Origin of the sequence: Catenulispora sp. GP43, from assembly GCF_041260665.1 — a bacterium.
Classification (GTDB): Bacteria; Actinomycetota; Actinomycetes; order Streptomycetales; family Catenulisporaceae; genus Catenulispora.
In genome coordinates, this window is the sequence record NZ_JBGCCT010000024.1 from 157612 (window position 1) to 180064 (window position 22453).

Here is a 22453-nt window from a genome sequence, read left to right on the forward strand (position 1 = left end):
ACTTGAAGGCCGGCGCCCAGGTCCGACACATGAGGGGGCTCCACAGCCATGCTCGGAAGAATCGGAAGACTCGCGGTCGGGCGGCCCAGAGCCGTGCTGATCGCCGCCTCTTTGCTGCTGGTGGCGATGGTCGCGGTCGGGGTCGGCGCGTTCGGCGTGCTGAAGTCCGGCGGCTTCGACGACACCGGCTCCCAGTCCTGGAAGTCGCAGCAGACCATCGACGCCCAGTTCGGCGGCCAGGCGAACCTGATCCTGGTGGTCGGCGCCCGCACCGGCGGCATCGACCAGGGCACCGCCGCCCAGGCCGGCCAGACGCTGACCCAGGAGCTGTCGGCGGACCACGGCGTGAGCAACGTCGTGTCGTACTTCGCCACCCACAGCCCGTCCCTGCGCTCCACCGACGGGCACTCCGCGATGGTCCTGGTCCGCGTCCTCGGCGACGACACCACCGTCGGCAAGACCACAGACCGCCTGCTCAGCGGCTACGTCAAGGACAACGCCGCGGTGACGGTCCAGGCCGGCGGCGAGGCGGCGGTCAACCACAACGTCACCAGCCAGGTCACCAAGGACCTGGCCGCGGCCGAGTCCATCGCCATCCCGCTGACCCTGGTCCTGCTGGTCCTGGCCTTCGGCAGCCTGGTCGCGGCACTGCTGCCGCTGGCGATCGGCCTGGTCGCGATCCTGGGCACCTTCGCCGAACTGGCGATCCTGGGCCGGCTCACCGACGTCTCGGTCTTCGCCATCAACCTGACCACCGCCCTGGGCCTGGGCCTGGGCATCGACTACGCGCTGCTGATGGTCGCCCGCTTCCGCGAGTACCTGTCCCAGGGCACGAGCGTGCCCGACGCGGTCCTGGGCACGATGCGCACCGCCGGTCGCACCATCGCCTTCTCGGCGCTGACGGTCGCCGCCGCCCTGGCCGCCCTGCTGGTGTTCCCGTTCTACTTCCTGCGCTCGTTCGCCTACGCCGGCATCGGCGTGGTCGCGATCGCCGCCGGCAGCGCGCTGATCATCATGCCGGCGCTGCTGGCCGCGCTGGGCACCCGTGTCAACGCCGGACGTCTGCCCTGGGCCCGCAAGGCCCAGCAGGGCTCGGCCGCGCCGGCCTGGGGCCGCCTGGCCTCCGCGGTGATGAAGCGGCCGGCCCTGATGGCGCTGCCGGTGGTGGCGGTCCTGGCATTCCTGGCAGCGCCCCTGTTCGGCGCGTCCTTCGGGACGCCGGACGAGACGGTCCTGCCGACCAGCGCACCGGCCCGCCAGGCCGCCGACGCCCTGCACAACGACTTCCAGGGCAACCAGGCGACGGCGGTGCAGGTCGTCACGACCGGGCCGGCCGACACGTCATCGGTCGCCACCTACGCCGCGAAGCTGTCCACGCTGCCCGGCGCGGTGCGCGTGGACAGCAGCGCCGGCTCGTACGAGCACGGCACGTCCCTGGGCATCGGCCCCTCCGACACCGGCATGGCGACGGCCTCCGCCCAGCGCCTGACGGTGTTCACGGCGGCCGACGGCCACTCGGCGGCGGCCGAGCAGCTGGTCCGCGACGCCCGCGCGGTCCCCGGCCCGGCCGGCACCTCGACGCTGATCGGCGGCGACACGGCGCGGCTCATCGACTCCGAGCACGGGATCACGGCCCGCCTGCCCTACGCGATCGCCTGGGTGGTACTGACCACGTTCATCGTGCTGTTCCTGTTCACCGGCAGCGTCACCCAGCCGCTGCGGGCCCTGCTCCTGAACACCCTGGGCCTGTCGGCCTCGATCGGCACGATGGTCTGGATCTTCCAGCAGGGCCACCTGTCCGGCGTGCTCGGCTTCACCCCGCGCCCGATGGACACGGCGATGACGGTCCTGCTGTTCTGCATCGCCTTCGGCCTGTCGATGGACTACGAGGTCTTCCTCACCAGCCGCATCAAGGAACTCCACGCCCAGGGCGCGGACCTGCGCCACTCGGTGAGCGAGGGCCTGGCCCGCACCGGCCGCATCGTCTCCACGGCGGCGGGCCTGCTGGCGGTGAGCTTCTTCGCCTTCGGCACCGCCTCAGTGAGCTTCCTGCAGTTCTTCGGCCTGGGCTGCGGCGTGGCGATCCTGATCGACGCGCTGCTGATCCGCGGCATCCTGGTGCCGGCCGCGATGCGGGTGCTGGGGCGCGGCGCCTGGTGGGCGCCGGGCCCGCTGCGGCGGCTGCACGACCGGTTCGGGGTCAGCGAGGACGCCGGGGACGGCACCGAGGAGCGGTCCCCGCAGTTGGTCGGGTCGTCCCACGCGGAGGCTTGATACTCCGCGCTGGCCGGAGGGGGAGCGCGTGCCACGGATGCGACTCAGGATCCGTGGCACGCGCTTTCGTCAGGGGACGCACAATTGCGGTTCTATGCATACAAGTAACACTCACGAGTGAAACACCCTGGCATACTTGCACGTGAACGGAATATCCGCACTTCACGACATTACTCTTTCGCCGGTGATCACGTGATCACTCCTCAGGTGAAGGAATGATGTCGATGCTGCGAAAAATGACCCTCCGCACAGCCGCCACCGCCCTGGCAGCCGGATGCCTGGCCGTCCTGACGGTGCACGGCGCCGCGGCACAGCAGAACAAGCCGCTGAAGTGGGCGGCCCTGGGCGACTCCTACATGGCGGACGTCGCGGTCCCGCCGTGGCAGAACCCTGGTGAGTCGGACGGCTGCGGCCGATCCGGGCGCAACTGGGAACAGCAACTGGCCACCCGCTTGAACACGCAGAGCCCGGACTGGGTCCAGTTGACCGATGTCACGTGCGGCGCCGCGACCGCCGAAGCCGGCATCCTCGGCAAGCAGACCCTCCTGCTCGGCCCGCCCTTCAACGGCGCCCCGGACGGAGGATGGCCGGCACGCCCGCCGCAGATCGACGCGGTGACCGCCGACACGGACATCGTCACCGTCGGCATCGGCGGCAACGACCTCGGATTCGGCCCGATCATGACCAAGTGCATGGAGCTGGGAAGCGAGAACAAGCGGTGCCAGCCCTACTTCGAGACCGGTGAAGGGAAGCCCGAACTCGACGCGGGATGGCGGACTCTGCGGGCCGGCCTGGCCGCCACCATGACGGCCATCAAGGAGCACGCCCCGCACGCCAAGGTGTTCGTCATGGGCTACCCCGCGGTCGCCGGAGCACCGATCCAGAGCCAGTGCACGCGGGAGATCCTCGGCATCCCCAACTTCTACAAGCTCGGCCCCATGCTGAAGGAGGACGCGCCGTGGTTCGACGAGATCGAGCAGGCTCTCAACTTCGAGGTCGAGAACGCCGCGCAGACAGCCGGGGCCACCTACGTGGACACCTACACCTCCAGCGTCGCCCACGGAGCCTGCCTGCCCTCCGGTAGCGCCAACCAGCCGCCGAACCCGGACAAGTGGATGTACGGGATCTTCGACAAGCTGGTCCTGCCTCCCGGCGTCGCCAAGCCGGCGAAGCCGGAGTACCACTGCGCAGAGCGCGACGAGGTCGAGAACTCGCTTCCTGCCGGGGTGCCGTTCGTCGCGGGTGAGGCATGCACGTTCGTCCACCCGAACTACTACGGCGCACAGAACCAGGCCGCGCAGGCGTATCAGGCCTTCGAGAACGCGGGGCTGACGCCGGCCACGCTCGCCTTCGGCAGCTGAGATTCGCCAGCAGGCGCAAGGCCTCCGGTGTGGCTCGCGGGCATCTGCCAGCTCCACGACCGTGCAGCTCCACGACCGAGCCACCAGGGGCCTTGCGCCGGCCCGCAGACCACCATCACCCCGCCCGCACCACGTTCGCCAGGTCCTCCCCCGCCGCGAACCGCCGCAGCTGCGAATCGATCAACCGCAGCGCCCGGGGCAGGAACGCCGTCGACGCCCCGCCGACGTGTGGCGTGATCAGCACGTTCGGCGTCTGCCACAGCGGGTGGTCCGCCGGCAGCGGCTCGGGGTCGGTCACGTCCAGCGCCGCGCGCAGCCGTCCCGAGGCGCACTCCGCCATCAGCGCCTCGGTGCGCACCACCACCCCGCGCGCCACGTTGACCAGCAGCGCACCGTCCTTCATCCGCGCCAGGAAGCGGGCGTCGATCATGCCGCGGGTCTGGTCGGTGGCCGGGACCATCGCGATCACCACGTCGGCCTGCGGGAGCAGCGCGTCGATCTCTGTGAACGCGTGCACCCCCTCGCGGGCGGTGCGCGCAACGCGGATGACCTCGACCTCGAAGCCGGCCAGGCGGCGTTCGATCGCCGCGCCGATCGAGCCGTAGCCGAGGATCAGGACCGTCTTGTCGGCCAGGGCGTCGTCGACCGCGTTCGGGTCAGCCTGGTAGGTCGGCCGCCACTCGCCGTGCTCGGCCTGGCGCACGTAGCGCGGGATCCCGCGCAGCGCCGACAGGGTCAGTGTCAGCGCCAGCTCCGCCGTCGAGGCGTCGTGCAGGCCGCGGGCGTTGCACAGCGTCACGCCGTCGGGGACGTACGGCAGCACGTTCTCGTACCCGGCCGTCAGCGTCTGCGCCACCTTCAGCTTCGGCATCCGCGCCATGAACTCGGGGTGCGCGTTGACGAACATGTACGGCAACACGAAGAACTCGACCTCGTCGATCGAGTCCGGGACGCCACCGGGCTCGTCGAGGTCCTGACCGGTGAACACGTCCGCCGCCAATCCGTCGGGGACGTCCTTCGCCGACTGTCCGAAGGGGACCCACACCCGGCGCGAGCTAGTCTGCGGCATGGAAGGCACTCTACCGATCGCCCCGGCGCCACTAGGGTGACGCCATGACCATCACACCGGACACCAAGAACTGGACCTGGGTGCTCGAGCGCCCCTGCCCGGAGTGCGGCTTCGCGGCGGGCGCCATCGCCCGCGAGGAGATCCCGATCCTGCTGCGCGCCAACGCCGAGGCCTGGCGCCGGTACTTCGCCGACACCGGCGCCGAGGCCGTGCGCACGCGTCCGGAGCCGGCCAAGTGGTCGCCGCTGGAGTACGCCTGCCACGTCCGCGACTGCAACAAGGTGTACCTGCTCCGCGTCGAGCTCATGCTGAACGAGGACGACCCCGAGTACCCGAACTGGGACCAGGACACGACGGCGGTGGAGGACGAGTACCACGCGCAGGACCCCGACAAGGTCTTCGCAGAGGTCCTCGACACCACCGAGGCGATCGCCGCCCGCTTCGAGACGGTGTCCGCCGACCAGTGGGAGCGCACCGGCCACCGCGGCGACGGCTCCGACTTCACGATCGAGTCGCTGGCCCGCTACTTCGTCCACGACCCGATCCACCACCTCTGGGACGTGACCGGCCGCCGCCACGAGGGCTGAGGCCCTCACATCGGCTCGGCCTCCCACATCGGCTCGGCCCCTCACACCCCGAAGATCCGCGCCGCGTTCCCGTGGCACACGGCGCGGAGCCAGCCGTCGCCGAAATCGAGTCGGGACAAGGCTTCCAGCGCGCCTGTGTAGCTGTAGGGGATGTTCGGGAAGTCGCTGCCGAACAGGATCCGCTCCTCGAACTCCGCGATCCGCTTACGTTCCCGGTCTGGCAGCTCCACCTGTCCGAAGAAGTCGGTGAAGGCCATCGTCGTGTCGAACAGGACGCCGTCGTACCGCTCGGCCAGATCGAGGAACCCGACGTACTCGGGCAGCCCGAAGTGCGCGACGACCAGCCGCAGCGCCGGATGCCTGGCCAGCACCCGCGCCATCGGCTCCGGCCCGGTGTACCGGGTCGCCACGGGCCCCGAGCCGCAGTGGACGATCACCGGGATCCCCGCCTCGGCCAGCGCGCCCCACACCGGGACCAGCAGCGGATCGGCGGGGTCGTAGCCGCCGACCTGGACGTGCGCCTTGAACACCCGGGCCCCGGCCGCGATCGCCGCCGGGACGTACGACGCCGCCTCGGGTTCGGGGAAGAAGGTCGCGCTGTGCAGGCAGTCCGGCGTGCGCGCCGCGAAGTCGGCGGTCCAGGCGTTCAGACTCGCGGCCATGTCCGCCTTGTGCGGATAGGCCAAGGACGTGAAGGCCAGCACCCCGAAGCCGCGCAGGATCTCCAGCCGCCGCTGCTCGTCCTGCCGGTAGCGGATCGGCCATTCGCGGCCGATCAGCGGACCGGCGGCGTCGAAGTAGGCCTGGATCCGCGCCAGGAGGCGGTGCGGCATGAAGTGGGTGTGGACGTCGATCAGGCCCGGCAGGCCCAAGTCCTGCCAGAAGCGCCGGACCTCCGCGGACTCCGCCGCCTGGTCCGCCGTCGGATCCGCCGCCCCTGACTCAAGATCAGTGTCTGCCACGACAGCTACCGTAGCCCGCCGAACTTGCGGCCGAGCGCGCGCAGGGTATCGCAGGTGGCCGGCGGCGAGGAGGAGCCCGGCGGCCGGGGGTGTACCGTCGCGGGCGGTCCTGTCCCCAACCACTCCGAACGACGCGATCAAGCCGCCGCGACACCGCCGGCTAGGAGACTGAGCCAGATCGGATCGAAGCGACGACCGGCGATCGTGCCGATGACGGCCAGTGGGCAGACCGAAGGGCCTGTTATTAGCGCCACCACGGCCGACTTCTCCGGCGGGCGCGCACTAAGCAGCCCGGCACGTTCCGCAGCGAGTGCCACAATACCCTGATTTACCGCCCAAAGCCGCGCGGCAGCCTCACCGACCAGCACCAAACCGCACGCCGGACAGCGACACGCCAATACCCGTCCAGGTACTCGGATCTGGCGCCCGGGCTACTCAGGCCTAGGATCGAGTCATGGAGACGCCAATGCCGCCCGAGGAAGTCGTCGCAGTACTGGAGGGCATGTCGTTCTTCCAGAAGCGGGCCTTGAAGAAGGCCGGCTTCAAGTGGGACGGACTGCACCGCCTGGCTGGCACCGAGTACGGCGCCGGCCTGGTCGAGGCGGTCCTGGCCTGCTTCACCGACCTGCTGGGCCGCGAACCGCGCGCCGACGAGCCGGAGAAGGCCCAGGCGGCGCACCGGCACCCCGGCGTGCCGGGCCCTGAGAAGCCGACGTTCGACGCACCCCGGTACAGCCGGCCCACCAAGGACGAACGGGCCAAGCTCGACGAGCTCGCCGAGATGGCCAAGCAGCAGAAGAAGGAAGCCCGGGCCCGCCGCGATCAGGGAAAGCGCGAACTGCCGTAGCTGCTGGGGTACTGCCGTAGCTGCTAGTGAACTGAACTACGGCGTCGTAGGAAGCCGACCATCCAGCCGCATGTGGATGTCCGCCAACGACTCCGCCACCACCGCCCGCATCGCGACCTCCGCGCGCTCCGGGTCCCCGGCGGCCACCGCCACCGCGACCGCGTCGTGCCGGTCGGCGTCGGCGGGGTCGGGGGCGGTGGGCAGCAGCTTCAGGGCCGCGCGGCCTCGCAGCAGTTCCTCGGTCACCGGGGCCAGTTGCGCGAAAAGGGGATTCCCGCACATACCGAGCACCAGCCGGTGGAAGTCGACGTCCGCCTCAAGGAACGAGGTCCGGTCCCCCTCCGCGGCCGCCGCGCGCATGCGGGCCGAGCTCTCCAGCAGCTTGGTCCGCTTCTGGCGGTCCGCCTGACGCGCCGCCGCGGCGGCCGCGGTCGGCTCGACCGCGGCGCGGAGCTCCGTCAGCTCGTCGAGGACTGCCGTGCGCTCGTTGCCGGCGAGGCGCCAGCGGATCACGTCCGGGTCGTAGAGGTGCCATTCGTGCACCGGCCGTACCGTCAGGCCTACGCGCGGTGAACTTCGCAGCAGCCGCTTGGCCTGGAGTGCCTGCACCGCCTCGCGGATCACGGTGCGGCTGACGCCGAAGGCTTCCGCGAGGTCGTCGGTGCGCAGTACCTCGCCGGGGGCGTGGCGGCCGCCGGCGATGGCGTGGCCCAGGTCGTCGGCGACCCTGCCGGCCAGTCCTTTGCCCAACTCCGGCATGCGTTCTTCCTTCTGTGGCGTGACGTTCTGTGGCCTGACGGTGCCAGACCATCATCGTGCCATCGGCAGGCAGCCCCTTCATATTACGGAACTGTCACCACCTCTTTAATAGTCATACTTTTTGGCCTACGGTGACGCGTGGCGCGCCACGAGGTGTCGCGTACGGGGTCAAAGGAGACTGCAACCGTGAATGCCGCATCACCGTCCGGCACCAAGCCCCCCATCCTGCTCATCACCGGCGTGTCCGGTAGCGGGAAGACCACTGTCGGTTCGCTGCTCGCCGGACGGCTGGGCTGGGAGTACGCCGAGGCGGACTCGTTCCATCCGGCGGCCAACATCGCCAAGATGTCCGCCGGCCACCCGTTGACCGACGAGGACCGCTGGCCCTGGCTGGACAACATCGGGCACTGGATCGACGAGACCACCGCCAAGGGCCGGCCCGGCGTCGTCACGTCCTCGGCCCTCAAGCGCGTGTACCGCGACCGTCTGCTTCAGGGGCGCCCGCAGGTCCGCCTGATCTACCTGGACGCCGACCGCGAGACCGTGGCCCGCCGGCTCACCGCGCGCAACGGCCACTTCTTCCCGCCGGAGTTGCTCGACTCGCAGTTCGGAGACCTGGAGCCGCCGGCCGACGACGAGCACCCGGTGCGCGTCAAGGTCGACGACCGCGACGCGCCGCTGACCGTCGCGGAGAACCTGATCCGCGCCGAGAACCTGCAAGCCGTGGAAGCCGCGCACGACAAGCAGGACAAGCGCGATGAGCACGACAAGCGCGACAAGCGCGGCGAGGAGGTCGGCGCGTGATGGGCTCCGGTTCCGCGCCGGCGGCGCACCCGATATTCGCGGCGGCCGCCACCAAGGCCGCCAAATCCACTGCCTGGACCGGCCACGACACCCGCCTGATCGTGGTCGCGCTGGCCGGCATCGCGCTCGTGGTGCTGATGACCGCGGTGACGAAGATCCACCCCTTCCTGGCGCTGCTGATCGGCGGCCTGTTCGTCGGCATCGCCGGCGGCATCCCGGTGGACAAGCTGCTGTCGACGACCGAGACCGGGGTCGGCGGCGTGCTCGGGAACGTCGGCGTGATCGTGGCCCTGGGCGCGATGCTCGGCAAGATGCTGGTCGACTCCGGGGGCGCCGACCGGCTGGTCGGGGCGATCGTGGACCGGGTCGGCGAGAAGCGGGCGCCGTGGGCCATGGTGCTGGCCGCGATGGTCGTCGGCATCCCGATGTTCTTCGAGGTCGGCCTGGTCCTGATGGTGCCGATCATCTACCTGGTCTGGAAGCGCACCGGCGGCTCGATCCTGCGCGTGGGCATCCCGGCGCTGGCCGGCCTGTCGATCCTGCACGGCCTGATCCCGCCGCACCCGGGGCCGCTGGTGGCGATCAACGCCCTGCACGCGGATCTGGGCACCACGCTGCTGTTCGGCGTCATCGTCGCCATCCCGACCGCGATCATCGGCGGCCCGCTGTACGGCACCTGGATCTCCAAGCGCGTGCACCCGCACCCGCCGGAGAACCTGGCGAAGCAGTACACGGTGACCGAGCGCGAGGAGGGCACGGTCCCCTCGGTGCTCACCACGCTGTCGGTGATCCTGCTGCCGGTGCTCATCATGCTGGTGAAGACCGTCGTCGACATCGCCGACAGCAGCCCCGCCTCCGAGACGCACAAGGTGATGGACTTCATCGGCGACCCGATCATGGCGATGATCATCGGCGTCGTCTACGCGACGTTCGCGCTCGGCTTCCGCCGCAAGGCCTCGGACGTGATGGGCTCCGCGCTCGGCCCGATCGCCGGCATCCTGCTGATCATCGGTGCCGGCGGCGCGTTCAAGCAGATGCTGGTCGGCACCGGCATCGCCGACTCGATCGGCAAGGCCGCGAACAACTCGCACCTTTCGCTGCTGCTGCTGGCCTGGCTGATCGCGGTCGGTATCCGGCTGGCCACCGGATCGGCGACGGTGGCGACCGTCACAGCCTCGGGCATCATCGCGCCGATCGCCGCGGGCCACCACGACACCTCCACGGCGCTGCTGGCGCTGGCGGTCGGCTCCGGCTCGCTGTTCCTGTCGCACGTCAACGACGCCGGCTTCTGGCTGGTGAAGGAGTTCTTCGGGATGGACGTCAAGCAGACGTTCAAGTCGTGGTCGGCGATGGAGACGATCCTGTCGAGCGTCTCGATCGTGGTCATTCTGATCCTGGGAACTTTCGTGCACTAGTGTGCGGCGGCATGGGACTGCTCATGCTGCCTGCATTGGCGCTGCTCACGCTGGTTTCGGCGTGGGCAGCGTCGTTTTCGCTTTTCTGGTTCTTCGCCCTGATCCCGTTCGCGCTGCTGCTGGCGCTGGGCGTCCACGACGTACTGCAGCGCCGGCGCTCGATCCTGCGCAACTTCCCGGTCCTGGGCCACATGCGGTTCCTGATGGAGTACATCCGGCCGGAGATCCAGCAGTACTTCATCGAGACCAACACCGGCGGGCACCCCTACGACCGCGACACCCGCTCGGTCATCTACGAGCGGGCCAAGGGCATCCACGGCGACCAGGCCTTCGGCACCGAGCTGGAGGTCGAGGCCTCGGGCTATGAGTTCCTGGAGCACTCGATGTCGCCGTTGCGGCCGACCCCGGAGCAGCCGCGAGTGCTCGTCGGCGGCCCGGACTGCAAGCAGCCGTACGAGATGGCGCTGCTGAACGTCTCCGCGATGAGCTTCGGAGCCTTGTCCGCGCACGCGATCCTGGCCCTGAACAAGGGCGCCAAGGCCGGCGGCTTCGCGCACGACACCGGCGAGGGCGGCATCTCGCCGTACCACCGCGAGGGCGGCGGCGACCTGGTCTGGGAGATCGGCTCCGGATACTTCGGCGCCCGCACCGCGAACGGTGACTTCGACCCCGACAAGTTCCGCGACAAGGCCGCCGACCCGCAGATCAAGTGCGTGGAGCTGAAGCTGAGCCAGGGCGCGAAGCCGGGGCTGGGCGGCGTGCTGCCGGGGCCGAAGGTGACCCGGCAGATCGCCGACATCCGGGGCGTCCCGGAGGGCGTCACGTGCATCAGCCCGCCGTCGCACAAGGTCTTCAGCACCCCGCGCGAACTGGTGCTGTTCATAGCCAGGATGCGGGAGCTCTCCGGCGGCAAGCCCACCGGCTTCAAGCTGTGCGTGGGCTCGCGGCGGGAGTTCCTGGCTGTGTGCAAGGCGATGGTGGCCGAGGGCGTGACGCCGGACTTCATCGTGGTCGACGGCTCCGAGGGCGGCACCGGCGCCGCGCCACTGGAGTTCGAGGACAACGTCGGCACCCCGCTCACCCACGGCCTGCTGACGGTGCACAACGCACTGGTCGGCGTGGGCCTGCGGGACCGGATCCGGATCGGCGCCAGCGGCAAGATAGCCCGGGGCACCGACATCGTGAAGCGCGTCGCCCAGGGCGCCGACTACACCAACGCCGCCCGCGCCATGATGATGGCCGTCGGCTGCATCCAGGCACAGAAGTGCCACACCAACCACTGCCCGGTCGGCGTCGCGACCCAGGACCCGAAGCGCTACCGGGCCCTGGACGTCCCGGACAAGGCGACGCGGGTACAGCGCTTCCAGGCCGCGACGGTCGCCGAGGCCCAGCAGCTCATCGCCGCGATGGGCCTGACCGGCCCGCACGAGCTGCGCCCGGAGATGGTGCACCGCCGGGTGAGCCAGCGCAAGACGAGCACCTACGCAGAGCTCTACCGCTACCTGCGGCCCGGCGAGCTGCTCGCGGAGCCGGTCGAGGGGTGGGACGCGGACTGGCGGGCCGCCGATCCGGACACCTTCCGGGCCGTCGAGAAAGCCTGAGCCACTCGGGAAATCTGGGACGCCCACAGACCACCCCGGCCGGGCAGCCGTCCTACAGTGGTGTGATGATCACCACCGAACGCCTGCGCCTGCGCCCCGCCACCACCGCCGACGTCGACTTCTGGATCGAGCTCCACGCCGACCCCGAGGTCAACCAGTTCGTCGGCGCGTACACCCGGGACCGCGCCGAGGCCCGGCTCCGGGACATCGAGGACAGCTGGGCGGCCCGCGGCTACGGCCTGTGCGTGGTCGAGTCGCTGGCCACCGGGGAGGCGATCGGCCGGTCCGGGCTCAACTGGTGGGACCAGTTCGGGGAGACCGAGGTCGGCTGGACCTTCGCGCGCGGGCACTGGGGCAACGGCTACGCGACCGAGGCCGCGCGTGCCGTTCTGGACTGGGGTTTCGGCGATCTGGAGCTGAAGCGGATCACCGCGATGATCCACGCCGAGAACCACGCGTCGATCGCGGTGGCCGAGCGGCTGGGTTTCACGCCGCGGCGCGAGGACGAGATCCTGGGAAAGCCTTGTACGGTCTGGGCGCTGGACCACCCGGACTCCGACCCTCGGGCTTAGGCCCACGCTCGGGCTCGGGCTCAGGCCCACGCTCAGGCACTAGGCACTGGCCCAGACTCAGGCCTGGCCGACACCGAGCCGGTAGCCGCGCCGGCGCTGCTGCCACCCGGCGGCCGAGGCCGCGCCGACCGCCAGGCCGGCGATCAGCAGGACCCAGGCCAGCCCCGCGTCGTAGTGCTTGGCCTGCGTGTAGTCCTCGGTGACGGTGTGGCCGTCGGCATAGTGTGTGATGCACCTGTCCGTCGCGGACATCTGCCTGCCGTCGCAGGTCGGAGCCGTACTCGAGCCCTTATACATAGAGAACGCCGCCACGACCACCAGCACCACACCGATGACCAGGCCGACCTTCGTTGCCCTCACCAACATGCTGACAACCGTATAGGCAGGGCGGCCGTTCGCGGGAGCATGCCCTCCGTTTGCTGACGTATTTTCGCTACGCATCCGCCTCGGCCATGCGCTGGGTGCCTATCACCCGCAACAGCTGAAGCGCCTGCTGCGCCGGGGTCCCGGCTCGCGCGGAGTGGATGATCAGGCGCTGGTCGTGCTCCGGGGAGAGCATGACCTCGCAGTCCAGATCGATGCGGCCGACGACGGGATGCAGCACCGTCTTGTGGTCGGTGCGGCGGCGCCTCACGTCGTGCCGCTCCCACAGCTCCGCGAAGCGCGGACTCCGTACCCTGAGTTCCTCGACGAGGGCGCGCAGCCGCGCGTCGTCGGGGCGGGCGGCAAGACGGGCCCGCAGGTCCGCGACCGTGTTCTCCCCGTTGCGGACGAAGTCCTCGGGCAGGAAGTACGCCGCGGAGTCGGGGTTGCAGAAGTGCTGCCACGGGATGTTGCGCTGCTCCACCGGGATGCGGCCGGGGTCGCCCATCAGCGCGGCGTGCATCGCGTTCCAGGCCAGGATGTCGCCGCGATCGCCGACCACCATCGCCGGGGTGTCGTCGAGCTTGTCCAGCAGGTGCAGCACGCCGGGGCGCACGTGCTCGGTCGGCATCCGGTTCTCGTCCTCCGGCATCAGGCCGGACAGGTGGAACAGGTGGTCGTGCTCGTCCTTGGTCAGCCGCAGCGCCCGCGAGAGCGCGCCGAGCAGCTGCGCCGAGGGCTGCGGACCCCGCGCCTGCTCCAGCCGCGTGTAGTAGTCGACCGACATGCCGGCCAGCATCGCCACCTCCTCGCGGCGCAGACCGGCGGTGCGGCGGCGGGTGTTCGCGGGCAACCCGATGTCCTCCGGGCGCAGCCGCTCGCGGCGGGTGCGCAGGAAGGCGGACAGTTCGACGCGATCGATCTTGAGCACACATCCAGCATCGCGTACCTGCCGCGAGCTATCCAGGGATCGCCGGTCCCAGGATGAGCGGGTCTCTGCACACCGGCTCCAACCTGCAGCAACGTTCAGGGTGTCAACAGGACGCAGCACCGGCGGCCACAAGACGGGTCCGCCACCGAAGGAGACGAACACCATGACCACCACCCCTTCCGCCAAGCCGATCCTGGTCACCGGCGCCACCGGCACGGTCGGCAGCCGCCTGGTCCCGAGGCTGCTCGCCCAGGGCGAAGCGGTCCGCGCCCTGGTCCGCGACCCGGAGTCGGCCCCCGCGCTACGGCTGCGCGCGGCCGGCGCCGACCTGGTCGTCGGCGACCTGGCGACGCTGGACTCCGCCGGGTTCAAGGACGTCGTCGACGGCACCGCCTCCGTGATCCACCTCGCCGCGACCTTCCGCGACGCCCCGACCCCCGAGCGCGCGACCGCGGTGAACGCCGACGCCTCGGCGGCCCTGGCCGAGGCCGCGCTGGCGGCCGGCGTGACCCGCTTCGTGTTCGCCAGCACGAACCTGGTCTACGGCGGCGGCCACACCGCACCCCAGAACGAGCAGACGGAACCGGGCCCGATCGCATGGGGCGGGCCGTACCCGGCCTCGAAGATCGCGGCCGAGAAGGCGCTGCAGGACCTGCGGACGCACCGCGGCCTGGACCTGCGCGTGGTGCGCCTGGCCTTCGTCTACGGCGACGGCGACCCGCACATCGAGGAGTTCATGAAGCGGCCCCTGGACTGGCACCCCTCCCGCCGCCTGCAGATGGTGCACCACGCCGACGTGGCACAGGGCCTCATCCTGGCGCTGCGGGCCGAGGGCGTCAGCGGCGAGGCGTTCAACATCGCCGACGACTCGGCCGCCACCCTCGCCGAGATCTACCGGTACATGGGCCGCGAGCTGACGCCGGAGATGACCGAGCGGCCGGTCACCGAGCCGTGGTTCGGCATGGTGGAGAACACCAAGGCGCGCCGGGTGCTCGGCTACCGGCCGTTGTACCCGACGATGTGGCAGGCGGTGGACGCGGGAGCGATGTAGGACATACGAACCCTGTTTCCACCCGGTTAGGGGCAACTCGCTACGACGAGTCGCCCCTAACCATCGTCGAGGCGGGCGTCACATCCCTATCGTGGCCTCGTGGGTGTCAAGGCTCTGTGGATATCCGTGTCCTGTCTCGCACTGGCCGCAGCCGGCGCGTTCCTGTGGCACGGCGTCCTGTCACGCAGCTCGATGGGGCAGGTGGATCCGGTCGGCGCCACGATCGGCGGCGCCGGCCTGGTCATCAGCATCCCTGGACTTCGAAGGGCAACGTTGGGCAGGTGTCATCATCGCCGTCATCGGCATGGGTTGCCTGTTCAGCCCTCGAAGCTTTCTGGTCGGCTCCACGCGTCACCGCGTCACGATCGCGAAGTCCGGATCCGGCGCGTCCAGCACCCCCACGACCGTCTGAAGCACCGAAACATCCCCGTCCACCGTCACGCCCGCCATCCCGCCGCCCGCCAGCACCGCGAGGAACTGCGGCTTGGTCAGCGTGAACGTCGCGTCGGCGGGCGGCGAGCCCGCCTTCGCCTCCTGCGGGCCGTAGGTCAGGACCCCGTTGCGCAGGGTGAGGCGGTAGTGCTCGTCGAGGTCGGTGAAGTGCCAGTCCGTCACCGCCTTCGCGTCCCAGGCCTTCGGGCCGTTCACGCGGATCGCCATGGTGTCGAACAGCTGCGGCACGCTCATCGCCGCCGCCATGCCGCTGGCTCCGAGCGGGGTCGGCTTCACGCCGTCGCGCAGTTCGGAGGCGCCCATCAGGTAGCAGTTGCGCCAGGTGGCGTTCTCGGCGCCGAGGGCGAGGCGTTGGAAGACGTCGGCCAGGGTGTTCTTCGCGTCCTGGTTCGCCGGGTCGGCGAAGACGGCGTGCTTGAGCAGTTGCGCGGCGAAGCGCAGGTCGCCGTCGTCGGCGTACTCGCGGGCCTTGGCGACCAGGTTCGGGACGCCGCCGAAGCAGATCGCGTACCGCTTCGCGGTCTCCACCGGCGGGTGCTCCCACAGGTCCGCGGGGTGTCCTGAGTACCAGCCGAGGTAGCGCTGGTAGACCGCCTTCACGTTGTGGCTGACCGAGCCGTAGTAGCCGTGCGTGTGCCAGGCCGCCTCCAGGGCCGGCGGCAGCTGGATCAGTTCCGCGATCTCGGCGCCGACCAGGCCCTGGTTCATCATGCGCAGCGTCTGGTCGTGCAGGTAGGCGTACAGGTCCCGCTGGATCTCCAGGAAGTCGCGGAGTTCGCTCGTCCCCCACGTCGGCCAGTGGTGCGAGGCGAAGACGACGTCGGCCTCGTCCGCGAACAGGTCCAGCGCCTCGCCGAGGTAGTGCGACCAGATCCGTGCGTCGCGGACCTTGGCGCCGCGCAGCGTCAGGATGTTGTGCAGGTTGTGGGTGGCGTTCTCGGCCATGCACAGGGCCCTGCGATCGGGCAGCAGGAAGTTCATCTCCGAGGGCGCCTCGGTGCCCGGCGTCAGCTGGAAGACGAACCGCACGCCGTCGACCGTCTCCTCCTGCCCGGTCCCGGTGATCGACTTCGTCGGTGCGACCAGGCCCACGGTGCCGGTGGACGCGGCGAAGCCCAGGCCCATGCCCACGTGCGCCTCGGGATTGTGGGCCACGTTCGCGCCGGAGTAGTACATGCCGCGGCGCAGCATCGCGGTGCCGGCGTGGACGTTCTCCGACACCGCCTCGTCCATGAACCCGTCCGGCGCCAGGATCGGCACGCCCGAGCCCGGTTCCAGGACGCCGTCCACGCCGCCGAAGTGGTCGATGTGCGAGTGGGTGTAGACCACGCCGGTCACCGGCTTGTCGCCGCGCACCTTCCGGTACAGCGCGAGCCCGGCGGCCGCCGGTTCGGCCGAGACCAGCGGGTCCACCACGACCACGCCGGTGTCGCCCTCGATCAGCGTCATGTTCGACAGGTCGAAGCCGCGGATCTGGTAGACGCCCGCCACCACCTCGTACAGCCCGGCCCTCGCACACAGTTGCGACTGCCGCCACAGGCTCGGGTTCACGGTGTCCGGGCAGTCGCCGTCCAGGAACGCCGTGGCGTCGAAGTCCCAGGCGATCGTACCGTCGGCCGTCTTGACCTGCCGCTGCTCGGGGGCCGCGAGGAAGCCGCGATCGGCGTTGGCGAAATCGGTCCGGTCGCCGAAATCGGCGCTCCCCTGTGCGGTCACGGCTGCTCCTTGCTGGAAAGAGACCTCGAGCTCGACGGACGTCCTCCGCCATGCTCATCGGCAGCCGTGGTCCCCGCCATCGGGGAGCGCCGTTCGGCGAAGCGGGTCAGCGCCTCACGACACCGCGATCTCGTTGACCGCGACGTTGCCCCATGTCGTGTTCGCCGCGTTCACGACGATCCGCAGCCGTGGTAGTCACCGCGGCCGGCAGCGTCACCGGACGCCGCCGAGCGGCCCATCGGCCGCCCGCCCGTCGCCGGCTACCGGGCCGAGACCGCACCCGAGGACGACCACGAGACGAGGCTGTCGGCCGCGCGATACGCGGCGCGGCGCTGCCTGGCGCTGGCCGGGGTGTCCGCGGAGCAGCTGGTCGCGGTCGGCGTGGCCTCGCCGGGCGTCGTACGGCGCGACGGCACGGTGTTGTTCTCCCAACTGGAGGACTGGGCCGGCCAGAACCAGCTTGGAGGAGCGGTGGTACGACGTCGACGAGGAGTTGCCGATGCCGCCGGTCCGCGGCTAGCGGCGGTTCGGCCAGAAGGGCGGAGGGGGCGAAGATGGCGGAGCGGGCGGGGAGGCCGTCGTCAGGAGGTCCTGCGGCGAGATCGTGCTCGACGGCCTGCCGGACGACCAGGAGCCGTTTCCCTGAGCCGAGGCCGCCGACGCTGCCGACGCCGCGGCGGCCGCCGAGTCCCACGCCGGGCTGTCCAGCATCGCGATGACCTGCTTCGCGGCCAGCAGCAACGGAGTGCCCGGAGCCGCGGCGTTCTTCTCGGACGGGGAGTTGGTCTCCAGGGCGACCAGGCTCGTGCCGTCCGGGCGGACCAGGGTCACGGTGAGCTCGGTCTTGTCGACGTGGCGGCCGTCGGACGTTCCCGGTCCGGTGGAGATGTAGACGACCGACTGGTCCGTGAGGATCTGCGGCGTGCCGCGCCCGGGCAGGGCGGCTTCGGGGCCGGCGATGTCGATGGCGATGAAGCCGACGTTGGGGCCGTCGGTGAGTTGGGCACTGACCGTGATCCCGGTTGAGGCGGCCGCATAGTCGCGGCCGGTGACTCCGGTGCCTGAGAGGCAGGATTTCAGGGTACTGTCCAGCTCTTCGGCGGAGATCTGCGGGGGGCCGGCGGAGCTGGACGTGGTGGCGTCCGGGGCGGTCGTGCTCGGCGTATTGGTCGTCGGGGCGGTCGCGCTTGGGGCGGTGGCGGTGGCGGTCGCGAAGCCGTTGCCGGGGGTGTTCGACGTCGCGGGCGAAGCGGTGCCGGACCTGTTCCTGTTTTCGAACAGCGCCACCCCGGCGAACACCACGGCCACCGCCAGCACCGAGCCCATGACCTGCACGGCTCGCTCCACCCGCCGCATCCGCGTCCCGCGCGAGACCCCGCCGGCGGCCAGGCGTCCGACGTCCGGCTCCAGCTTGCGCGCGGTCTCCCGCATCGCGTGAGGCAGATCGTCGCGCACGTGGCATCCTTTCCGGCTCGGTTCCTCCCTGCGTGATATTCGACGCGCGGCAGGCATGCGGTGTTACGAAAAGAACCAGGTGGTGTCAGGGGTGTCAGCCCCGGCGGCTACGGTGGTCGCATGCCGACGGTTGAGGCCTGCGAAGCCGCTCAGACCTGCTGGTTCACCTGCCGCGCCGCGGCCTTGGGCGGCCAGACGTGGAGCGACGGGCCGCTGCTCTGGGTCCGCGAGGGCGACGAGCAGAATCTGATGTTCCCGCAACGCATTCCGGCCGACGCGGTCGTGCGAGGAGTGGAGCGGGCCCGCGAGACGGGGGTCCGGATCATCGGTGCGTGGCTGGGGACGGAGGTCGACACGTCGGCTCTGGCGGCCGCGGGGTTCGAGCGCGGGTGGGAGCCGTGGTGGATGACGGCCGCGGTGGCTGATGTCGGCGCTTTCGGTGCTCCCGGCACTTCCGGTGCTCCCGGCTATCCCGTCGATCCGCGCATCGAACTTCAGCAGGACACGGTCGACTACACCGGGGAGCACGCGGCGTACCGCGACACCTTGAAAGTGGCACGCGTCCGTCCCCAGCATTCCTGGTACGCCGCCGCCTACGACGACCGTGGCAGCCGGAATGGCCGCAGATTCGCCGGCCGAGCGTGGTCGCATCTGAGCGGCGAGACGGCCGGCGTGTTCGACATGGTGGTGTGGCCGCGCTTTCAGCGGCGGGGGCTCGGAAGCGGGCTGCTTCGGGCGGTGGTGGCGGCTGCCGCGACGGCGGGGGCCGGCAACGCGGTGCTCAACGCGACTCCGGAGGGAAAGCTGCTGTACGAGTCCTGCGGCTTCCGGCAGATCGGCGCGGGGATCACGTGGTGGCTCCACCTCGACCAGCGGCTATGACCTGGCAGCACCCTGCTGTGGGCCGCTAGCCTTGGTCGGCCCGCGTCTCTCTGTTCGCGGTGCGTCTTGGGGATATTCAGACATGGGGGAAGAAATGGCTGTGCAATCTCGGCGATCCCGCCTGCCCGTCCGCGTTCTGCTCGCGGCGGGGGTCGTGGCGTTGGCGGCGGCGGGGTGCGCGTCGCAGGGGGTGACGCCCGGAGCGGTGGGCTCGCAGACGGCGACGGCTTCGGGCTCGGCGACGTCCACGCTCCCAACGGATGCCGGTTCCACGTCGGCCTCGGGCCAGGACTCGTCGGCGGCACCGTCGGACACCGGCTCCACCTCGCTGCCGGACGCGGACACCTCGTCGTCCGTCGCGCCGGCGGGGCAGGTCTACAAGCTGACCGACACGGTCACCGAGGGCGGCTTCAAGATCAAGATCCACTCCGCCACGATGCCCTACAACCCGCCGGCCGGCTCGTTCTTCACCCCGGGCCCGACCAGGGAGTGGCTGCTGCTGGACTTCGAGGTCACCAACGTCAGCGGCGGGCAGCTGATGTTCTCCACCATCGGCGCCTTCGACATGCGCGACAGCGCCAACGCCTCGTACCTGACGGAGGTCGGGGCCGACGACGACCTGAAGGACAAGGCGTTCCAGGACCACGAGATGAACCCCGGCGACACCTCCCGCGGCGAGCTCATCTTCGACCTCAGCCAGAAGGCCTCCGGCTACCGGCTGATCTTCAAGGGGAACATGTGGCACGCCAGCCAGACCCCGCCCTCCATCACGATGGGGTTCTGATCAGCGGCCGCTCCCAGCCACACTCCCCCGGCCTATCCTGGCCCGCATGACCAACATCATCCCGATCGGCCAGGTGGTCGGCGGCCGCACCGAGCCGCGCGACGACGACTGGGGCGGCGAGACGGCCGTGATCCGGCTCGACGAGCGCTTCGGACCCGAAGCCCTCGCCGGGCTGGACGCCTTCTCGCACCTGGAGGTCGTGTACCAGTTCCACCTCGTGGACCCGGACAAGGTCCAGACCGGAGCCCGCCACCCGCGCAACAACACGGAGTGGCCCCTGGTCGGCATCTTCGCGCAGCGCGGGAAGAACCGCCCGAACCGCATCGGCGTCTCACGCTGCCGGCTGCTGAAGGTGGAGGGGCGCGACGTGCACGTCGCCGGGCTCGACGCCGTCGACGGCACGCCGGTGCTGGACGTGAAGCCGTACATGGTGGAGTTCGGGCCGATCGGCGAGGTGGCCCAGCCGGAGTGGGCCACCGAGCTGATGCGCAAGTACTACTGAGCCGCGAGCACTACTGAGCCTGGCGCTGTGGGGGGTGCTGTGGGGTGGTGGCGGCTCGCAGGTCAGACCGTGTAGCCGCCGTCCACCGCCAGCGCCGTGCCGGTGATGTACCGTCCACCGGGCCCGGCCAGGTAAGCCACCGCGTTCGCGATGTCCTCGGCCGCGCCGTAGCGGCCGAGGGCCGTCAGCGAGCGCTGGAAGTCGGCACTGTCGCCGTCGGCCGGGTTCATGTCGGTGTCGATGGGGCCCGGGTCGACGATCGTCGCGGTGATCCCCCGCGGCCCGAGCTCCCGCGCCAGGCCCTTGGTCAGGCCCACGAGCGCCGACTTGGCCATCGCCTGCAGCACGAAGTTCTCGCCGGGCACCCGCCCGTTGAAGCACGAGCCGATGCTGATCACCCGACCGCCCTCGCGCATGTGCCGGGCGGCGGCCTGGGAGGCCAGGAAGACCGAGCGGACGTCGACGGCGAGCACCCGGTCCAGCTCGGTCTCCGTCACCCCGTCCAGCGGACCGTAGGTGAGGAAGCCGGCGTTGTTGACCAGGATGTCCAGGCCCCCGAGCTCCCGCACGGTCTGCTCCACCACCCGCGCCGCGGCGTCCGGGGTGGTCAGGTCGGCCTGAAGCGCGACCGCCCGCCCATCGGCCGCCTCGATCTCCGCGACCACCTTCTGAGCGCCCTCGACGCCCTGCGCGTAGGTCACAGCCACCGCGGCCCCCTGCGAGGCGAGCTTGCGGGCTATCGCGGCGCCGATCCCGCGGCTGCCGCCGGTCACCAGAGCCACCGTGCCGGCCAGGTCTTTCATCATCGTTCCTCTCGTCACGGGCCCGCTGTGAGCCCATGACGAGAGCATCGATCCTTACCACCAGTGTGAGAGTCAAGCCCGGCGGCCCCGACCCCGTTTCCGGGCGCGAGAACGGCCTGCGCGAGATCAGCCCGCGCGGCATCGCCGCACGGGCCCACGGCCCGCCCGGTGCCCAACCACCGACCACCGGTGCCGACCACCAGTCAGCGCCGGCGACCAGCGGCGCTACCCGAGGTCGTCGACGGCCCCGTCACCCTCCCCCCGGTGCCGCACGGTCATCACGACGTGCCCGACCGCCTCCCGACCCTTCGTAGCGGTGTTCTTGGTGATCTCGAACGCCTGCACCTGGATCACATTCGCGGTCTGGCGCACGGCGGGAGCATCAGCCACCTTCCGCACCGCCGCCCGCATCTTCTCGTACTGCTCCCGCCCGGCACGCGTCCCGAGCACATACCCGGCCCCGAGTCCGGCGGCCAACGTCAGCTTCGTCCCAGCCTTCATGGCAACCCCAATACCCACACCACCGGATCCTACGAACGGACCTTACGACGGACGGGCGACCCACCGAAGTTCCCCCACCCACCCCGACCTGCCCCGGAAAGCGGATTGCGGATCTCCCCCCAGGATGCGCTAACCTAGTCACGCACCGCCGGACCGGAGCCGCGAAAGCGCGAAGGGCCGACGGCGCGAGAACGATCCTGCATAGCTCAATTGGCAGAGCAGCCGGCTGTTAACCGGCAGGTTATAGGTTCGAGTCCTATTGCAGGAGCGCACGACGAACGTCTCCGCTCACGTGGTGATCCACGCGACCCGGAGACGTTTGCCGTCAGTAGGGGGAGTCGATCACCGGGGAGGGTTGATCCACCGCGACGCCGGGCAGATGCCCAGCAACGTCGTGAGCGGCGAGACACTTCACACTTGGGGCGTTAGCTCAGCTGGTTAGAGCAGGGGACTCATAATCCCTTGGTCGTGGGTTCGAGTCCCTCACGCCCCACTCCTAACAGAATGAATTTATGAGGCTCTGACCAGCTAAACAGCAGGTCAGAGCCTCTTTCTGTGCGACAAGTGGTTGGCACGCCAGGTCGATACGCGCCCACCGGGCCCGGCGGCATGGAGCCGGCCTGGGGTGGTGGGGCGGTCGGCAGCGGGTTGGAGGACCTGCAGCGACCGGCAGATCGCCGTCCTCATCGTCGAGGTCCAGCCGCACCGATGGCGCTACCGCATCCTGCAGAACCAGCGCGGCCTGCTGTTGGCGGCGGTCC

The 22453-nt window shown here is 70.3% G+C and carries 22 protein-coding genes and 2 tRNA genes; 14 read left to right on the top strand and 10 right to left on the bottom strand.

Features of this window, described 5'->3' with window-relative positions:
• The first annotated feature begins 48 nt into the window (after nt 1–48).
• On the top strand, nt 49–2274 hold the full coding sequence (locus ABH926_RS37600; RefSeq protein ID WP_370370732.1) for an MMPL family transporter: 2226 nt from the start codon (nt 49–51) through the stop codon (nt 2272–2274).
• Nucleotides 2275–2510: 236 nt separating this feature from the next.
• A complete protein-coding gene (locus ABH926_RS37605; RefSeq protein ID WP_370370733.1) occupies nt 2511–3635 on the top strand; it encodes an SGNH/GDSL hydrolase family protein in 1125 nt (374 codons plus the stop codon).
• A gap of 115 nt (nt 3636–3750) precedes the next feature.
• Here the strand turns inward: ABH926_RS37605 and ABH926_RS37610 are convergent, their stop codons facing one another.
• Nucleotides 3751–4704, bottom strand: a complete 954-nt coding sequence (locus tag ABH926_RS37610) for a 2-hydroxyacid dehydrogenase (protein ID WP_370370734.1) — start codon at nt 4702–4704, stop codon at nt 3751–3753.
• Between the two features lie 44 nt (nt 4705–4748).
• On the opposite strand from ABH926_RS37610, the gene ABH926_RS37615 reads away from it, so the two are divergent.
• Nucleotides 4749–5291: a DinB family protein gene (locus ABH926_RS37615; RefSeq protein ID WP_370370735.1), complete on the top strand. Its 543-nt coding sequence runs from the start codon at nt 4749–4751 to the stop codon at nt 5289–5291.
• Between the two features lie 41 nt (nt 5292–5332).
• Here the strand turns inward: ABH926_RS37615 and ABH926_RS37620 are convergent, their stop codons facing one another.
• Nucleotides 5333–6253, bottom strand: a complete 921-nt coding sequence (locus tag ABH926_RS37620) for an amidohydrolase family protein (RefSeq protein ID WP_370370736.1) — start codon at nt 6251–6253, stop codon at nt 5333–5335.
• Between the two features lie 454 nt (nt 6254–6707).
• Between ABH926_RS37620 and ABH926_RS37625 the strand changes: the two genes are divergently transcribed.
• Nucleotides 6708–7100, top strand: a complete 393-nt coding sequence (locus ABH926_RS37625) for a hypothetical protein (RefSeq protein ID WP_370370737.1) — start codon at nt 6708–6710, stop codon at nt 7098–7100.
• A 36-nt stretch (nt 7101–7136) separates the two neighbouring features.
• Here the strand turns inward: ABH926_RS37625 and ABH926_RS37630 are convergent, their stop codons facing one another.
• A complete protein-coding gene (locus tag ABH926_RS37630; RefSeq protein WP_370370738.1) occupies nt 7137–7859 on the bottom strand; it encodes a FadR/GntR family transcriptional regulator in 723 nt (240 codons plus the stop codon).
• Nucleotides 7860–8045: 186 nt separating this feature from the next.
• On the opposite strand from ABH926_RS37630, the gene ABH926_RS37635 reads away from it, so the two are divergent.
• The 4 genes from ABH926_RS37635 to ABH926_RS37650 all read left to right on the top strand — a co-directional run bounded on the left by ABH926_RS37635 (nt 8046) and on the right by ABH926_RS37650 (nt 12251).
• Nucleotides 8046–8663: a gluconokinase gene (locus ABH926_RS37635; RefSeq protein ID WP_370370739.1), complete on the top strand. Its 618-nt coding sequence runs from the start codon at nt 8046–8048 to the stop codon at nt 8661–8663.
• Nucleotides 8663–10078: a GntP family permease gene (locus ABH926_RS37640; protein ID WP_370370740.1), complete on the top strand. Its 1416-nt coding sequence runs from the start codon at nt 8663–8665 to the stop codon at nt 10076–10078. Before ABH926_RS37635 ends, ABH926_RS37640 begins: the two co-directional genes overlap by 1 nt.
• 23 nt (nt 10079–10101) lie before the next feature.
• Nucleotides 10102–11679, top strand: coding sequence for an FMN-binding glutamate synthase family protein (locus tag ABH926_RS37645; protein ID WP_370370756.1), 1578 nt, complete (start codon nt 10102–10104; stop codon nt 11677–11679).
• A gap of 65 nt (nt 11680–11744) precedes the next feature.
• On the top strand, nt 11745–12251 hold the full coding sequence (locus ABH926_RS37650) for a GNAT family N-acetyltransferase (RefSeq protein WP_370370741.1): 507 nt from the start codon (nt 11745–11747) through the stop codon (nt 12249–12251).
• A 57-nt stretch (nt 12252–12308) separates the two neighbouring features.
• On the opposite strand, the gene ABH926_RS37655 is transcribed toward ABH926_RS37650, so the two are convergent.
• Both ABH926_RS37655 and ABH926_RS37660 read right to left on the bottom strand, forming a co-directional pair.
• Nucleotides 12309–12617, bottom strand: a complete 309-nt coding sequence (locus ABH926_RS37655; RefSeq protein WP_370370742.1) for a hypothetical protein — start codon at nt 12615–12617, stop codon at nt 12309–12311.
• 67 nt (nt 12618–12684) lie between these two features.
• Nucleotides 12685–13536: a helix-turn-helix transcriptional regulator gene (locus tag ABH926_RS37660; protein ID WP_370370757.1), complete on the bottom strand. Its 852-nt coding sequence runs from the start codon at nt 13534–13536 to the stop codon at nt 12685–12687.
• Nucleotides 13537–13708: 172 nt separating this feature from the next.
• Here ABH926_RS37660 and ABH926_RS37665 point away from each other — a divergent pair, with 172 nt between their 5' ends.
• Nucleotides 13709–14596, top strand: a complete 888-nt coding sequence (locus ABH926_RS37665; RefSeq protein WP_370370743.1) for an NAD-dependent epimerase/dehydratase family protein — start codon at nt 13709–13711, stop codon at nt 14594–14596.
• 351 nt (nt 14597–14947) lie between these two features.
• On the opposite strand, the gene ABH926_RS37670 is transcribed toward ABH926_RS37665, so the two are convergent.
• From ABH926_RS37670 to ABH926_RS37680, 3 genes are all read right to left on the bottom strand, one after another.
• On the bottom strand, nt 14948–16765 hold the full coding sequence (locus ABH926_RS37670) for an alkyl/aryl-sulfatase (RefSeq protein ID WP_370370744.1): 1818 nt from the start codon (nt 16763–16765) through the stop codon (nt 14948–14950).
• Between the two features lie 260 nt (nt 16766–17025).
• Nucleotides 17026–17181: a hypothetical protein gene (locus ABH926_RS37675; RefSeq protein ID WP_370370745.1), complete on the bottom strand. Its 156-nt coding sequence runs from the start codon at nt 17179–17181 to the stop codon at nt 17026–17028.
• A 100-nt stretch (nt 17182–17281) separates the two neighbouring features.
• Complete coding sequence (locus ABH926_RS37680; RefSeq protein WP_370370746.1) at nt 17282–18220, bottom strand: hypothetical protein; 939 nt, start codon at nt 18218–18220, stop codon at nt 17282–17284.
• A 120-nt stretch (nt 18221–18340) separates the two neighbouring features.
• Between ABH926_RS37680 and ABH926_RS37685 the strand changes: the two genes are divergently transcribed.
• The 3 genes from ABH926_RS37685 to ABH926_RS37695 all read left to right on the top strand — a co-directional run bounded on the left by ABH926_RS37685 (nt 18341) and on the right by ABH926_RS37695 (nt 20388).
• Nucleotides 18341–19102, top strand: a complete 762-nt coding sequence (locus ABH926_RS37685; RefSeq protein ID WP_370370747.1) for a GNAT family N-acetyltransferase — start codon at nt 18341–18343, stop codon at nt 19100–19102.
• Between the two features lie 94 nt (nt 19103–19196).
• Nucleotides 19197–19886, top strand: a complete 690-nt coding sequence (locus tag ABH926_RS37690) for a DUF4352 domain-containing protein (RefSeq protein ID WP_370370748.1) — start codon at nt 19197–19199, stop codon at nt 19884–19886.
• Between the two features lie 46 nt (nt 19887–19932).
• Nucleotides 19933–20388: an SAM-dependent methyltransferase gene (locus ABH926_RS37695; protein WP_370370749.1), complete on the top strand. Its 456-nt coding sequence runs from the start codon at nt 19933–19935 to the stop codon at nt 20386–20388.
• 62 nt (nt 20389–20450) lie between these two features.
• Here ABH926_RS37695 and ABH926_RS37700 read toward each other — a convergent pair whose 3' ends face one another.
• Both ABH926_RS37700 and ABH926_RS37705 read right to left on the bottom strand, forming a co-directional pair.
• The gene (locus tag ABH926_RS37700; RefSeq protein ID WP_370370758.1) at nt 20451–21191 is read right to left on the bottom strand and encodes an SDR family NAD(P)-dependent oxidoreductase; all 741 of its coding nucleotides are present in this window, start codon (nt 21189–21191) and stop codon (nt 20451–20453) included.
• A gap of 225 nt (nt 21192–21416) precedes the next feature.
• Nucleotides 21417–21692, bottom strand: coding sequence for a YtxH domain-containing protein (locus ABH926_RS37705; RefSeq protein WP_370370750.1), 276 nt, complete (start codon nt 21690–21692; stop codon nt 21417–21419).
• 195 nt (nt 21693–21887) lie between these two features.
• On the opposite strand from ABH926_RS37705, the gene ABH926_RS37710 reads away from it, so the two are divergent.
• A tRNA-Asn gene (locus tag ABH926_RS37710) sits at nt 21888–21960 on the top strand.
• Nucleotides 21961–22111: 151 nt separating this feature from the next.
• Nucleotides 22112–22185: transfer RNA gene (locus ABH926_RS37715), tRNA-Ile, on the top strand.
• Nucleotides 22186–22453 lie beyond the last annotated feature (268 nt).